Source organism: Streptomyces sp. AHU1 (assembly GCF_045343905.1).
GTDB classification, from domain to species: domain Bacteria; phylum Actinomycetota; class Actinomycetes; order Streptomycetales; family Streptomycetaceae; genus Streptomyces; species Streptomyces triticiradicis.
In genome coordinates this window covers 503,523-517,900 of sequence record NZ_CP174284.1, presented here as the reverse complement: position 1 = coordinate 517,900, position 14,378 = coordinate 503,523, and the positions used below count along the sequence as shown (strand labels likewise).

The window sequence follows — 14,378 nt, the reverse complement described above, 5'->3', positions numbered from 1 at the left end:
ACCAGCATGCCGCCGGAGCCCGAAAAAAGGTGCCTCTATGGCTTTCATCAAGCTGTAGCAGGTGTGGGAGGCTGGTAGAAGATGCCGTCTCTGAGCATGGCGAAGAGGATGTCGATGCGGCGGCGGGCCAGTGCGATGTGGTGCTTTCCCTCGCGTGGTTTGCGGTCGTGGTAGGCGCGTGAGTCAGGCTGGGAGAGCGAGGCGAACGCGGCGAGGTAGAAAGCCCGCTTCAGTTGTTTGTTGCCGCGTTTGGAGGGGTGTTCGCCGCGGATGGAAGCGCCGGAACTGCGGGTTACGAGTGCGAGGCCGGCGTAGGCGGGGAGGTGTCCCGCGGAAGCGAAGCTGTCGCCGACGTCGATGAGGATGCGGGCCGCGGTCCTGGTTCCGATGCCGGGCATCGAAATCAGGACCTGGGAAAGAGGGTGGGCGTCCAGGAGCTTTTCGATCCGGGCGGCGAGGAGTTTGCGGTGGTTGAGCACTGCCTGGAGTGAGTTTGCGAGGCTGGGCGCGATCAGCGTGACCGCGTCGGTGCCGGGGACGACGACGGTCTGCTCGTCGAGTGCGGCGAAGATGTCGTCGGCCAGTCGCTCGGCCAGGCGGGGTGTCTTCGGCCGTATCAGTGTGACCAGACGTCGTTTTCCTGCCTTGCGGATCCGGGCCGGGGAGCCGAACTGGTCCAGCAGTCGGAGCACAGCCGGATGCTGGATTCGCGGGCCCAGGACTCGTTCCGGGGACGGATGGATCTGGGTCAGCAGGCCACGGAGCCGGTTGGCGATTCGGGTGGACTCGCCCGCCAGGTCGTCGTCGAAGCCCGTGATCATGGCCAGTTCCGCGACTGTCTCGTCGGCGAGGTCGAGGGTCCGTAGGGTGTGGGCATCGCTCGGGCGGCATCGGCGATGATGAATGCGTCACGGGCGTCCGTCTTGGCCTCGCCGGGGTATAGATCGGCGATCCGTCGCATCGTCAGGCCGGGTAAGTAGGCCACTGGGCAGCCCACATCGCGGGCAACTGCCAGGGGAAGAGCCCCGACAGAAGCCGGCTGGTCGACGACCACCAGCACCGTCCCGTGCCTGGCCTGCGGCTCGACCTGACCACGCACATCCCGGTCGGAAAACCATAACGATGGGGAACGTTTTCTCGCTGGGGGTTCCCCACGAGCCCAAGTCGGAACACTTTCTGCACTCGCAGCGGCAGCCTCAACCCTTGATGCACTGGTCAGTGCCGAATGCTTAGCGGTCTCCTTGGCGCGGTCGTCAAGACGTCGACACGACACCAGTCGTCCCCCAAGCGCACCGGACGCGCCACAGGTGGCGGGATGCGTTTTCGCGTGTCGGAAGTTGAGTCCCGTCAGTCCCTCTATTGAGCCCGCGTCGGTCGCGGACGGCGGGGCAACCTTGGATCGAGCCTTCAGTCCCGTTTGAGTCCCGCGTTAAAAAACAGCAGGTCAAAGCACGTGCAAGATCGGTTCACGGGACTGACGGGACTGATCCTTGAAGTTATCAGTGCAGGGTGCTGCTGTGTTCTGTATGTTCTCGCGGGCGCATGCGTGCGCGTTTTGACCATAACCCCGAAGGTGGGTCCCGTAAGTCCCGCAGCCTGTCGGAAAGTAGCTCTGACCTGCACTTTTACCTAGCGGGACTGAACGCAACCGTTGGTAGCCGTCAGCCACCTCATCACTCTGCTGTATCCGGACATGACGGTCCCGTCGGTCCCGTGAGCCGCTGCTCGGGATATTCAGAACGTCAGAGGGAGCGATGCAAGAGGACACTCATCGCTCTTATGACTGGGATGCCCCCGAACCACTTTGAGATACTGAACGTTTTCAGGGTGGCCACTGATTGAGTGACGGGGCGGTGTGAAGGGTGGGGCGCGCAAGAGACAGGGCTCCTGTGCCGTTGAGGGAGGTGTTCGACGTCTCGACTCAGCAGCACAGGAGCCCATTGGTTCCGTATGCTGCCGCATTCGACCTGCCCCACGCCCTGGTCGAGTGGGTCACGATGCTCGTCGTCACTCGTGAGGGTGACCGACGGTGCAAACTCCCGCCGTGCGCTGGTGGCTCTCGTGTACCTGCGTCGCCACGAAATCCTCGCTCGTATCGCCGCGGGCTTCGGGATGTCCGTCGGCACCGCCCACGCCTACGTCAGCGCAGTCAGGGGTCTGTTCGCCGGGCGGGCGCCGGGTCTGCTGAAGGGCTGCGCACATACGACCCGGACTTCGTCCTCTTGGACGGCATGCTCGCATAGTGCAACCGCGTCGGCGACGGCAGGGCCGACTGCTCCTCGAAGCACAAGCGGCACGGGGTGAATGTGCAGGTCGTCACGGACCCGGCCGACGAGATTCTGTGGCTGTCGCCGGCCCTGCCAGCCGGGACCCACGACCTGACGGCCGCCCATACACACAAGATCCTCCGGATCTGCGCATCCTGATCCTCGCCGACATGGCCTACATCGGTACGGGCGACTGGGTCCCCCCGCCAGGCGCCGCCCGTCAGGCGGTGAACTCATCCTCACTGACCAGCCCCAGAACCGGGCCCTGTCCGCGGCCCGGCACCTGTCGAACGAGGCATGGCACGGCTGAAGTCCTGGCAGATCCTCCGCAAATCCCGCATCAGCCCCAACCGCATGAGCGTCATCACCAAAGCCGTCCTCACCCTGGAGAAGCAACGCTGAAGCGGCGATCCTTCTCGTAGCGGCGCCGCCCTGTGCAGGCGCATATGACTAACCGTCGGTGGCAAGTGCCTCAGGGCCCGCGCGCTGTCACTGGCGAGTCAGGACACCATGCAAAGATCAACTCATGTGCCCGGCGTCAACGAACGGAGCTCCAGCAGGATGACGACCTCTGCAATCAACAGTGCAGGCCTCCATCCTGCCCAGATACCGGGCTATGACAGTGCCCCCCTCCGAGCCGAAGCCGCGCTCCTTCACGAACCTCTCTTCTGGCTGGGGCACCTCTACTCGTGCGCCCAGAGCGAGAATGCCGAAAAACTCTTGCTGGGTACACACCACGATGCTGCCGATGACTTCCAGTGCCGGCTGTGGGAACGCGCTGAATGGCCGACGTTCACCATCCCGCTTGCTGCAGGCCACAGTCTTCACATTGTGCACCGAACCTTTGTAGACGACGCAAGGACCGACTACCTTCTCCACCACCCCGATTGGGACCAAGCTGAGCTTCTTGCACAGGACGATGGCCACTTCATGGGGCCGGGCCTGTCGTGGCCTGAGCTTGTAGCCGTCGCGGACAATGGCCTGCCTGGAGGCAGCACTGACGATCCCCATGCTCGTCTGTTGCTCCTGCTGCCGGCGTTTGGTGATACGGCGACATCCGATGACGCTTTTGTTCGCCTGACTGCTGCACTGCGAGCTAGAACCGCTGTAGAAGAACCCGATGTCCTTGCCTCAGAGCTCATGAAGGATCAAGGAGTTGCGGGTCCCGTACATTGGACGTTCGATGAGCACGGCTTCTACATCAACGGTGGTGAGTACTCCTTCCGCAACCCTGCCAACAGGTTTGCACTGCGAGCCGATTCTTTGGCTCGGGTGGCCAGCGCGCTGGCACCGCCCCTCATGGATGCTGCTCTGCTGACCTCGTAGGAGAGACGTCGCTCTGATGACTCCGGCTAGCTCTGGCTGCTGTAGGGATCCCTTCAGTAGCCGTCTGTCGGGAGCAAGGGATCGTTTGTTAAGAAAAGGTCCCCCAGGCCGCCATGGCACCGGGAAAAGTCCGCGATCGCGCACCTGACCAAGCCGAGAGATGATTCCCTTTGTCCTGTCTGACCGGGACAGCCTGGCATGCTCCCCGGCATTTTGGTCACGGCAGCATCCTGACAGGGTTGGCTTGAGCACCGATGCAGTCCTTTAGCCGATGAGATCTACTCCTGGGTACCGCGGTCGGTGCTGAGGACTTTTACTGCGTGGCTCCTGTACCAAGCCGGTTCGGACATTGTCATCTCCGCGATGTTGGCCGCGGCAATGCCAGCGAGGCCTCTCCATGAGGTAGACGTGATAGCGGGTGGGTAGTAGCGCTGTCAGGCATTCTGGCGGGGGCTGGGTCTGCCGCACGATCGGGTGACGCCAGGCGTGGCTGTAGCGGTGCAGGGTGACGCTGATGGACAGACCTTCCTGTTCCAGGTTGATGATGTGGCTGTAGGAGCTGCGCTCCTACAGCCACATCCGAACCGGCGATGACGAGCGCACCGATGAGAACCCGGTGCGCTCGTACCCCCGCTCAGATGCGTCACGGAATCAGCGGTCATGCCCGCTCCGCCACAACACCGTCGTTACTGAAGACCATCGAAACTGCCTGTTTTTGGTGGTTAAGCGGTCTTCAGCGAATCCACGTCGCGAGTGGAACCTGATCAACGTGCCGTTTCCGTAGCGAGTGTTGTCAGGATCTCTGCGTACTTTTCAGGGTCACGCTCCTGCCCGAGCTGGTTCAGGGCACGCAGCATCTCGAAGAACGCGGGCAGTTCCATTTTCCGCACCAAGTGCATTGCGATGAACATTGGATCGTCGTACGGCAGCTGACGTGGTGGCTGGTCCTCACTGACGGAATCACCCTTCAATGAGGGTTCACCCACGCCGCGTGGCTTCGGCACGGCCTGTTCGACTTCCGGCTCGCTGTCGGGACCAGACTCAAGTCCTGGTGCCGGAGCCACGCTGGCTGTGTCGGTGATTGCGCCGTGGTCATCCGGAGCCTCCGCAGGCTTGTCCGGCACCGCTTCCACCGGTTGCGGTGGTTCTTGAGGCTGAGCGGATGATGCCTTCATCGTTCCGGTAGGGGCTGGTTCTGCTGGCGTCGGCATCGCAGGTCGAGGCTGAGGAGCCCGGTTCGCGTTCTCCTTGCGGGTCCTTTCAGCCTTGAGTTCTTCCAGCGCCTCTTTTTGCTGGTCGGCAGGCTTGTTACCCACAGCCCGCAGCAGGTCGATGGGTTCTTCGCCGATCCGATGCTGAAGCTCAGGGGTGAGATTGAGGAGTGCCAGGCGCTGCGACACCCACCCTTGCGAACGATGCAGGCGTTTGGCCAGCTCCCGCTGACTTCCGTGTATCTGCAGGAGCCGTTGGAGTGCGCGTGCTTCGTCCAGTTCATCGAGATCCTGGCGGTGAATGTTAGCGACGAGGGCGGATTCGAGAAGCTCCTCGGAAGTACCTCCCTGCTCGTCACTGACCATGACCTTGATTGTGGTGAGCCCGGCTTCGCGGGCAGCAGCAAGCCGGCTGCTGCCGTCGATGACGACGTGAGTAGTGTCCGGTTCGAGGTCGCCTTCGCGCTCCGGATTGGCCTTCACGTATGCGTCGCGGTTCATGACCGTGATCGCCACTTTCTGACCATGGGTGGCGAGGCTACCGGAGAGGTCGGTCAGATCGCCGAGTCTGGAACGCGGATTGTCGGGGTTCGGGCTGATGCGGTGTACAGGGAGCTCTCCGGGCGGGGCGACCCCTTCCGTCGGGACGCCTGTTGCGGCGGCGACAGCCTGGCGGCGGGCGCTGACCGTGCGCACTCCCCCACCGAAACGACCGTTGCCGAGCTGGTCGGCCTTGCTCACAGAACCTCCCTGGCGAGGGCACGCATGCCGACCGCCTGCTGCGACTTCGGTGCGTAGGACAACAACGGCTTCTTCACACGGACGGCTTCCTTTTGTTCCTTGAGGTCGCCGATGAGACCCACAACCCGCGGATCCTTTATATCGACCCAGCCCTGAAGGGAGGATGTGGCGATATAACCGCGGCGGGAGTCGTACAGGTTGACGACGATGCCCAGGTAGTCGATGTCGATCTGCAGGTCACTGCGTAGGTCGTCGACCTGGGTGGTGAGGAGTTCATACGCGTCAGCTGAACTGTCCTCTGCCTGAACGACGACGAGAGCTCCGGACTGTCCGGGCTTCTCGCCATCACGACGCCGGCCGTAGTAGGCAGCGGCGTCCATGCTGAGTCCGAGGCTGGGCGGGCAGTCGACGATGATTACGTCGTAATCACTCTCGAGTGGAGCAAGGGCCCGCTCGAGAGCCGCTTCCCGAGCACGGACCGCGGAGAGCCGCACGTCGAGAAGGAATGCGTCGTTGCAGGCGGGCAGCAGGTGAAGCCGGCCGTCAAAAGCGTCGTCATCCACAGAAACCACGAGATCGCGAAGTTCTCCCTTGGGATCTCCGGCCATGTGGTTGGTGAGGCTGTCCCCATTTAGCGGCAGGGGATTGGCACCGAGCTGGTTCGTGAGGTGGCACTGCGGGTCGAAGTCGACGAGCAGCACGCGCAACCCGGGCCCCGGCAGGTTCTCGATGTCGAGCGGGTCGTCCTCTGATTCCGTGTGGGCTGCATGAGTTTCACTTGCGCGCAGGGCTTTGGTGAGGGCCTTGGCAACACGCACGGAATGCAGTGAGTTGGAATCCTCGGCGAGTGCTTCACCCAGCCCCGCAGTGATGGCGGTTTTGCCGACACCGCCCTTCTGGTTGCACACGACGATGCGTCGCGTGATTGCGGGCCGCTGGATGTCGGGCGCCGGATTGGTATCGAGCCAGAGCTGAACCGACTGCGCGAGACCCTGGATAAGGGAGACGCGTCGGTCAGTGGTGATCTGACGGAACTCTTCCCACTGGCCGGGGGGCAGGAATGTGGAGAAGGAATCGGCTCCCGAGGTGTCGAGCGCAGCGGGGGTGGAGGCGAGGCTGCACCATTCGCGGATGCCTTGCTCGACGGCGGCCTGGATGTCGACGCCGTGCTGGGCGGCTCTGATTTTGAGGTTCTGTCGGAGCCATCCCGGCAGCTTCGAGACGACCTTCTCGCGGTCGCTGGAGGCGGTTGTCGAACTCATGGAGACACCATACTAACGTCCTTGATCCTTAGTGTGATTGACACGTTAGTTAGGCCAAGTTGGTGCCCAGATGGGAAGCTGTATGCAAAAATATGTCCTGTATGATCATGTTTGAGAATCGCAGGGAGTCCACGGCAATACTCCGTGCCGGTTGGTGGTTCCCTCCTCTATGCATCGTCAACAAGCAGCAGCAGGCTGGCCACGCATGATGAACCGGTGATCTGAGAGGCCTGACGCTGTCCCGGAAGCGATATGACTCCGGCACGCGATCAGCGCCCTAGGGTGCGTATCGAGTCGTGATCAATTGGTGGTTCGGGTGAGGTCTTTGATCCAGATCATCGAGGCTCGGAGGTGGAGGCCGGCCAGGTAGCTGTCCGGGGTCTTGTCGTATCGGGTGGCGATGCCTCGCCAGGCCTTGAGCTTGTTGATCAGGCGCTCGACGGTGTTCCTCTCCTTGTAGAGGGCGGCGTCGTGGCTGACGGGCCGACCGCCCCTGGACCCCTTCTTCTTCCGGTTGGCGGCCTGGTCCCTCTTCTCCGGGATCACTGCCTTGATGCCGCGTTCGCGCAGGTGGGCCCGGTTGCCGCGGGACGAATAGGCCTTGTCCCCGGCAACCGCGTCCGGCCGGGTGCGGGGGCGGCCGGCGGGGCCGCGGACCCGTAACTTCCTGAGCACCGGGATGAACTGTGGACTGTCCGCAGCCTGGCCCGCGGTCAGCACGAACGCCAGCGGGCGGCACTTGCGGTCGGCGGCCAGATGGACCTTGCTGGTCTGCCCGCCCCTGGAACGTCCCAGGAGAGCGGCCTTCAGGCGGACTCTTCGCCGACGCCGGACGCGTCGCCGCTCCTGCCTTTCGGGATCGGCGTCCTGCCCGCTTTGTTCTTCGAGGCTGCCCCCTTTGACCTGGCCTTCTCCTCCTCGGCAGCCGCCTTCTCCAGGGCGGTGACGACGTCCTTGTCCAGGTGCATCCCGGCGGCATCGTGGTGTCCCCGCACGGTGGTGGAGTCGATACTGACCAGGGACAGGTCCACCTCGCCCCGCTTCGCCGCTTCCGCGATCAGGCCCTCCAGCAGAGCCTCGAAGACGCCGGCGTCACGCCACTGCCGGAAGCGATTGTGCACGGTCGACCAGGCACCGAACTCCCGCGGCATCTCACGCCACTGCCCGCTGGTCCGAAACCGCCAGATCACACCCTCGAACTGCTGCCGCAGCCGCTCGGGGTACGGGCCGTACTCGCCGACCGGCAGGTACGGCTCGATGAACTCCCAGTCTGCATCAGTCAGTTGCCCTCGCGTCACGCAAGAAGGTCTACCGGACCAGACCCCACCGCGAGAGCGAATCCCGCAGATTGATCACAACTCAATACGCGCCCTAGTACTCCAGCAGCACTTTGACGTTTTCCCTGTTCAGGGGCGGTTTGGGTGAGTGTAGAGAGCTGGCTGCCGACCTGTGTTCTCTTTCCCGGCCCGCCCCTCGATCGTGTGCAGCCGACGCTGATAGTGGCAGCGGTGCGGGCAGTCTCCCGGCGTGATCGACGAGCGTGCAGTTGAGATCTGGAACGACGAGCTCGAGGAACTGTTTCTGCGCACCGGCCACCGTTTCCGGCGTGTCGAGCCTCGTCGCAGGATGCGTGACTACATCCGTGGACTGCTGGGCCTGGTCGGCCGCAAGAACGGCTGGCAGCTGGCCGAATACGCTGGACACCGGACCCCCGACCGCCTCCAGCGACTCCTCAACGGCGCCCGCTGGGACGCCGATGAACTCCGCGATGACCTGCAGCACTACGTAGTCGAACGGCTCGGCGAGCCCGACGGGATCCTCGTCCTCGACGACACCGGCTTCCTCAAGAAGGGCACCACCTCGGCCAGCGTGCAACGCCAATACTCCGGTACCGCCGGCCGCACCGAAAATTGCCAGATCGGCGTGTTCGCCGCTTACGCCACCACTCGCGGACGCGCCCTGGTGGACCGGGAGTTGTATCTGCCCAAGTCCTGGACCGACGATCGCGACCGCTGCCGCGCCGCCCACATCCCTGACGAGCGAACCTTCGCCACCAAGCCCGACCTGGCCAAGGCCATGGTGCTGCGGGCGATCGCCTCACCGCTGCCGATCACCTGGGTCACCGTAGACTCGGCCTACGGGCAGGAGCTGCGGCTGCGTCGCATGCACGAGGAAACCGGCATGGGATATGTGCTCGCAGTCCCCAAGTCCCAGCAGGTGCCGCATTTCGGACGCATCGATCACCTCTTCTCCCAGGCTCCTGCCGAAGCGTAGGAGAGACGTTCGTGCGGTGACGGCGCGAAGGGCCCGCACATCTACCATTGGGCCGCCCTGCAGATCACCGCCGTCGAGGACTTCGACGGCTAGATGCCCACCCACCAGAGGTGGGCACTGGCCCGCCGCAGCCTCAGCAAGCCCGAGGAGATCGCCTACTACCTCGGCTACGTACCGCTGGGCACCACGGTCGAGCAGCTGGTCCGCGTCGCCGGGATGCGCTGGGCCATCGAGGAAGCCTTCCAGGCCGCGAAGAACGAATGCGGCCTCGACCAGTACGAAGTCCGTCGCTACACCGGTTGGATGCGGCACATCACCCTGGCCATGCTGGCGCACGCCTTCCTGGCCGTCATGGCCGCCGACGCCGCGCTAAAAGGGGCGGCAGAAACGGTTCCTGCAGGACGTCCACCTCGCACGTCTCGCGAGTTTTGGAGCGAGTGTCGGTGACGTTGAGGCGTGCGGAGAGCGGGGCTACTTCGATCACCTCAAGGTGCCAGCCACGTTCAGTGAGCCCGTCGGTAAGGGTGCGGACGATCTCGTCCATCGGTGCGGGATTCTCGGTGGCGACGTCGAGGTCCTGGCTCGGGCGTGAAAGGAGATGGTGGGCCTGGACGGCGTATCCGCCGGTAAGTACCAGCGGGTAGGGGGAGCCGATGGCCAGGACGTCCGCCAGGAGGCGGGCGTGCAGGTCGGGCAGTCTCACGCGGCCGCCGGACCCTCATGGGTGCGCCGGGCCGGGGGCTGGGCGGGAGGTACGTCGGCCAGCGCCCGTAGCTCCGCGAACCGGTCCTCCCACACACCCCGGACCGTGGTCGAGACCAGGATCCGCAGAGTAGGCCATGACCGCAGGAGAATGGCGTGGTTCAGGAGAGCAGTCAGGTCCTTGTGCATGCCCTCGGCCAACACGGTGCGGTACAGACTCATCCGCTGGCGTTCATTGCCCAGGTCGAAGGCACGCAGCCCGGACCAGACCACGGTGATGGGCGGCTGCACGACCCCTTCCGCCGGCCCATGCAGCTCCTCCAGCGAATCCGGCAGCCGTCGCCGGAACTTCTCCCGGTACAGCTCCAGATCCGTACCGCCGGAGCCCGCCTTTACAACGGCACCCGCAGGGGGCGGTGCGGGAGCTGGGTGCTGCGGCGTGACGGGCATGCCTCCAATTATGACGGCTGCTACCCGGGACGGGGCGGCAACAGCACGTACCCGCTCACCACATCCTCCGGACCCGACACCGCGTGACGAGCGGCCGCGCTACTGCACACCATCGTGCACCTCGAACCACTCCCCCACCGCAACGTCCTCTTCGCCGCCTTCGTCACCGCGCAGTACATGGGCCAGTCCGGGAACGGGATCGGCCTTCCCTACGGAGCTCTGTGCGGAAAAGTCCGCGAAACCCTGCTGAGCATCTACCCCGTCGGTGACGTGCTCGGCCGGGGGCCGGGCGGTTCAGGGTGCCCGCCGCTGTGATGGTTGGGCACGGTGTCGGGTGGTGTTCAGGATCGGGAGGCAACTATCTCCGTAGTGCCCTGGGATCGGGCGGTTTTCTGTCCGACTTTGCCTACGGCGACGGTGCGGGGGTCGACTGCTTCGAGGGGGGCGCCGACGTTGTAGGGGCAGTCGGCGTCGCCGGGGCGGTTGGGGCGGTCGTGGGGCAGCAGGTAGAAGGTGCGGCGGGCGAAGAGTCCGCTGTCGGCGCTGCGGGGTGCTTTGGGTTCGAGGTTGCTGTAGCCGATGAGGCGGCCGTCGCGTTCGTAGCGGGGTTTTCCCTTGCGGGTGTTGACCTTGTCGAGGGCCTGGCGGACGTAGTCGAGGTCGGTGGGGTCTTCGAGCCAGACGATCTCGGCCTCCTGGGCGAGATCGCCTTCCTGCGGCATCGCGCTCATCGGGCCTCCTGTGTGCGGGCGGCCGGGGTTGGGCCGGTCGTTGTGCTGTTCTCCTGGCTGCGCCGCGGTCGGCGGGTGTGGTGCGTGGGGGTGGAGCCAGGTCCATCGTACGGTCGGTCGGCGGCCGCTCCCAGTACGCGTGTGCTCATGTGCTCTTCGTTTCGTCCGGTTCGGCGTCGTCGGGGAGCAGGCCCAGGCCGGGGTAGAGCTTGGTTGCATTGTTTTTGATCATGTCGGCGGGTGAGGCGAGGCCGAGTTCCTGGCGGATGCGGCTGGCGAAGGCGCGGGGCGTGGAGGAGCGGATGCCTTCGTCGGAGCACCAGCGGCCATAAGCCTCGTAGAGGAGTTTTTGTTCGACGCGCAGGTCGGGGTCGGGCCGGCCGTCGGGGCCCTTGGTGCAGCGTTCGGTGATGAAGCGGCCGATGTGGTCTTCGGTGGTCTCATACGCGGCGGTGGCGATGCGTACGGAGGGCGGGCCGGTGAGAGGGTCGCGGGTGGCGAGGTACTGGCGGGCTCCGTCAATGAGCCACTGGAGGATGCCGGGGCCTTCCTCGGCGACGAGTTCGGCGGCCAGATTGTCGATCTTGCGTTCGTCGGGGACGCGGCGCTCGAAGGGGATGATGCGCATGCGGCGCCAGAAGGCGTGGCCGCCGGTGCCGACTTCGGGGCGGTGGTTGCCGAGCAGCCATAGTTTGTGGGTGGGGGTGAAGTTGAAAAAGTCCTGCCTCATACGGCGGGCGGTAATGGTGTCACCGCCGGTGAGGAGTTTGACGCGGGCTTCGTTGAACTTGTCGTTCGGCTTGAGTTCGCTGCACACGACGATGCGCCGGCCGTGGAGCTCGGTGAGTTCAGTGGAGTGCTCGGTGAACTTGCCTTTCTCCATGAGGAATCCGGGAGGGGCGGCGTTGGCGTAGTCGCCGAGGATCTGCATGGTGACTTCGAGCAGCACTGATTTGCCGTTGGCACCGGAGCCGTAGAGGAACGGCATGACCTGGGCGCCGACGTCACCGGTGACGGAGTAGCCGAGCAGCAGGTGCAGGAACCGGATGGTCTCCAACCCCTTGTCGTCGTCGCCGAAGGTGTCGCGCAGGAAGCTCTCGAAGCGCGGGATCGGCATCTTGTGGGGGGCGACGGTGGTGGCGCGGGAGTGCATGTCGGTGAGCGGGTTGGGCTTACGCAGCTCGCCGGTGCGCAGGTCGACGACGCCGCAGGGGGTGCACAGGGCGTAGCGATCGCCGTCGAGGACGTCGGGGTCCAGGCGCAGGCCGGGGGCGGCCTGCGCCTGGTAGAGCAGGGCTTTGACTCCGGAGGAGGACTCCGAGTGGTTACGGTGGGCTTTGAGCTGGCGGTCGGTGAACTTGCCGCGGGGGTCGTGGTCAGGGATCTGCTCGGCGAGTTCGCCCGCGGCCCAGCGGGCGGCTTCGTCGCCACCGGTGAGCTTCCAGCGGTAGGTGTCCCAGGAGTGCCAGCCCATGCCGATGACGTAGCGAAACCGGTCGCTGAAGTGGCGGGCGAAGAGCTTGGCGTTTCCGCGGTCGGTAAGGGAGTCGGGCATGAACGGCAGAGGCAGTTCCGTCACGCGCGCGGGCTGGGCTTCGATCCCTTGTGCTGGCAGGCTCGCTCCGGGGGATTCGGGCATGACGAGGTCGAGGGCCTGCTGCTGGTTGATCTGGGCGGCGGCGGCTTCGGCGTCGAAGCGGCGGGCGGGTTCGGCGCTCATGAACGTCCCTGAGGGTGAAGCGGGCGCTGCGCGCCGGCGGACAGAGCGGACTCGATGATCGTGGTGTTACGGCGTTCATGCTGCGGGCGGGCGGCATGTGCCACGTCCTGCAGGAGCGTGCGGGCGTCAGCTTCGGTGAGGTGTCCGCCTGCGGTCAGGCCGCCTGCGGTGTAGGCGGCCCGGTTGAGCTTCTCGGTGAAACTCGCGCCTTGGGGGATTGCTGCGCAGGCCGCGACCTCATCGAGGAGCGGCTGCAGCATCCGTTCGGCGGCTTTTCCTGCACGGCGAGAGCGCGGGGCTACAGCCTGGCGCGGGGCGTGGGGCTGGCTCGCAGGGGTATGTCCGGTGCGGACGAGTTCGGCTGCGATCCAATCGGGGAGCGGGGCGGGCTGTCGGCAGGTGCCTATCCGGCGGTAGGTCCCGGCGGGGGTACGGGTAGTGGGCGCGACGATGTAGCCGTTGTCGGCGCGCACGTCGACCTGCCAGGCAAGGGCTGTCCGGGGGCTGGAGCCGGTCGAGGAACGGTAGCGGATCTGCGGGGCGGGGTTGCGGTACCAGATGTGCAGTCCGCCGGAGGGGGTCTGGACGCGCAGCGTCGTGTCGTCCTTGGTGGGGTCCGGCTGACGCCGCAGTGCGGCCAGCAGCGCGAGAGTGTCGAAGCCGGTGGCTAGCCCGTCGAGGTTGACCTGGGGGCCGATCACGATGCCAGGCAGGAGGCGGGAGCGGTCGGGAACCTGGGAGGCGTGCGCGTCAACGTCCAAGACGATGAGATTCGCGGGCCCGCAAGAGACTCCGACACCGAAGCCGGGCTGCTCCTGCCACCATGCGTCGATACGGCCGGGTGCGGTGGTGGCAGCGTGGAATCCGTGGCACCAGCGGCCTCGTACATGGCACGGGCATTCGGCGGCCGGGTGCCCGTGCTCGCGGCATTCGGCACAGTTCGCCGCCGGCACCTTCTGTCCCGGCGCCAGCGGGTGAACCGGCCAGCCCTGCTGCGCGCACCAGCGGGCGACCTTATGGCTTGGACCTACCCCGCTAGGGACCGCGGGTGTGATCGCGGACTGGCTGGCCAATGAATCGTCCTTGCGGATCTGAGCTTCGGTTCTGGGGCCCCGTCAGACCGGCCCCCCTACTGGTTTAACGGGGCTGAAGGGACTGACGTTTCGGGTTTGCCCGACAGGAGCGTAGCCCAGCCGGGGGGCAGCTGGAGGGCAAGGGCGTGCGTGTCCCGAAAGTTTGGTCCCGTCAGTCCCGCGGTCCCGTTCCGCTGGGCGAGACGGGGCGCGCCGTTTCAGTCCCGTGAGCGTCGGTCCCGTTCAGGCCCGTCACATATCTTGGCAGGTCAGGCGGCTTTCGCTACAGGCTACGGGACTGACGGGACCAAGATCTACAGTTATCACACGCTGAAGCGGAAAGAGATCACGTGCGCGCGTACGTGACGTCATTACTCCAAGCCGGTGATAACTGCCAACCTGAGTCCCGTCAGCCCCGTCCCCCGGGAAAGAAACCCGCTGACCAGCACGTTTCCCTGCGGGACCAAACACGGGACTGACTCTCCCGAACCCCTCAGCCCCGCCACCGCCGAGTCTCTACTGATCGTTCTGGAGCGACGTGCGGAGTCGCTGGAGCCAGATGATGTTGTAGGCGAGTTTTAGGAAGCCCTGCTGGAGGTTGAGAACGGTGTTCGTAGCGGG

At 65.1% G+C, this 14,378-nt stretch carries 7 protein-coding genes and 6 pseudogenes; 4 read left to right on the top strand and 9 right to left on the bottom strand.

Translation table 11 applies throughout. The features are described 5' to 3' along the window. Window positions 1-47: 47 nt before the first annotated feature. Window positions 48-1,276, bottom strand: a pseudogene (locus tag ACICHK_RS43115) (IS110 family transposase). Window positions 1,277-1,940: 664 nt separating this feature from the next. Here ACICHK_RS43115 and ACICHK_RS43110 point away from each other — a divergent pair. Further along, window positions 1,941-2,669: pseudogene (locus ACICHK_RS43110) on the top strand (transposase family protein). A gap of 159 nt (window positions 2,670-2,828) precedes the next feature. Continuing rightward, entirely contained in the window at window positions 2,829-3,593 is a 765-nt protein-coding gene (locus ACICHK_RS43105) for a hypothetical protein (protein WP_406841804.1), read from the top strand. Between the two features lie 764 nt (window positions 3,594-4,357). Here ACICHK_RS43105 and ACICHK_RS43100 read toward each other — a convergent pair. The 3 genes and pseudogenes from ACICHK_RS43100 to ACICHK_RS43090 all read right to left on the bottom strand — a co-directional run bounded on the left by ACICHK_RS43100 (window position 4,358) and on the right by ACICHK_RS43090 (window position 8,105). Then, complete coding sequence (locus ACICHK_RS43100; protein ID WP_406841803.1) at window positions 4,358-5,545, bottom strand: ParB/RepB/Spo0J family partition protein; 1,188 nt, start codon at window positions 5,543-5,545, stop codon at window positions 4,358-4,360. Then, entirely contained in the window at window positions 5,542-6,807 is a 1,266-nt protein-coding gene (locus ACICHK_RS43095) for a ParA family protein (RefSeq protein ID WP_406841802.1), read from the bottom strand. Before ACICHK_RS43095 ends, ACICHK_RS43100 begins: the two co-directional genes overlap by 4 nt. Before the next feature lie 300 nt (window positions 6,808-7,107). Next, window positions 7,108-8,105 (bottom strand): annotated as a pseudogene (locus tag ACICHK_RS43090) (IS5 family transposase). A gap of 232 nt (window positions 8,106-8,337) precedes the next feature. Between ACICHK_RS43090 and ACICHK_RS43085 the strand changes: the two are divergent. Further along, a pseudogene (locus tag ACICHK_RS43085) lies at window positions 8,338-9,528 on the top strand (IS701 family transposase). On the opposite strand, the pseudogene ACICHK_RS43080 reads toward ACICHK_RS43085, so the two are convergent. Together ACICHK_RS43080 and ACICHK_RS43075 are read right to left on the bottom strand one after the other, a co-directional pair. Continuing rightward, window positions 9,458-9,784 (bottom strand): annotated as a pseudogene (locus tag ACICHK_RS43080) (nucleotidyl transferase AbiEii/AbiGii toxin family protein); the annotation flags it as partial. The pseudogenes ACICHK_RS43085 and ACICHK_RS43080 overlap by 71 nt on opposite strands. After that, on the bottom strand, window positions 9,781-10,233 hold the full coding sequence (locus ACICHK_RS43075) for a hypothetical protein (RefSeq protein WP_406841800.1): 453 nt from the start codon (window positions 10,231-10,233) through the stop codon (window positions 9,781-9,783). The gene ACICHK_RS43075 and the pseudogene ACICHK_RS43080, both read right to left, overlap by 4 nt. Here ACICHK_RS43075 and ACICHK_RS43070 point away from each other — a divergent pair. Beyond that, window positions 10,153-10,548 (top strand): annotated as a pseudogene (locus ACICHK_RS43070) (toxin Doc). The gene ACICHK_RS43075 and the pseudogene ACICHK_RS43070 sit on opposite strands and share 81 nt — an antisense overlap. A gap of 26 nt (window positions 10,549-10,574) precedes the next feature. Here ACICHK_RS43070 and ACICHK_RS43065 read toward each other — a convergent pair. From ACICHK_RS43065 to ACICHK_RS43055, 3 genes are all read right to left on the bottom strand, one after another. Beyond that, window positions 10,575-10,964 (bottom strand): DUF6009 family protein, encoded by a 390-nt coding sequence (locus tag ACICHK_RS43065; RefSeq protein WP_406841798.1) that lies wholly within the window; start codon window positions 10,962-10,964, stop codon window positions 10,575-10,577. 145 nt (window positions 10,965-11,109) lie between these two features. Beyond that, entirely contained in the window at window positions 11,110-12,684 is a 1,575-nt protein-coding gene (locus ACICHK_RS43060; RefSeq protein WP_406841796.1) for a phage/plasmid primase, P4 family, read from the bottom strand. After that, on the bottom strand, window positions 12,681-13,739 hold the full coding sequence (locus ACICHK_RS43055) for a bifunctional DNA primase/polymerase (RefSeq protein WP_406841922.1): 1,059 nt from the start codon (window positions 13,737-13,739) through the stop codon (window positions 12,681-12,683). Before ACICHK_RS43055 ends, ACICHK_RS43060 begins: the two co-directional genes overlap by 4 nt. Window positions 13,740-14,378 lie beyond the last annotated feature (639 nt).

Bases quoted from the DNA above. Each gene is read 5' to 3' on its own strand.
- ACICHK_RS43065 (WP_406841798.1), bottom strand. From the start codon at position 10,964: ATGAGCGCGATGCCGCAGGAAGGCGATCTCGCCCAGGAGGCCGAGATC.
- ACICHK_RS43060 (WP_406841796.1), bottom strand. From the start codon at position 12,684: ATGAGCGCCGAACCCGCCCGCCGCTTCGACGCCGAAGCCGCCGCCGCC.
- ACICHK_RS43105 (WP_406841804.1), top strand. From the start codon at position 2,829: ATGACGACCTCTGCAATCAACAGTGCAGGCCTCCATCCTGCCCAGATA.
- ACICHK_RS43075 (WP_406841800.1), bottom strand. From the start codon at position 10,233: ATGCCCGTCACGCCGCAGCACCCAGCTCCCGCACCGCCCCCTGCGGGT.
- ACICHK_RS43095 (WP_406841802.1), bottom strand. From the start codon at position 6,807: ATGAGTTCGACAACCGCCTCCAGCGACCGCGAGAAGGTCGTCTCGAAG.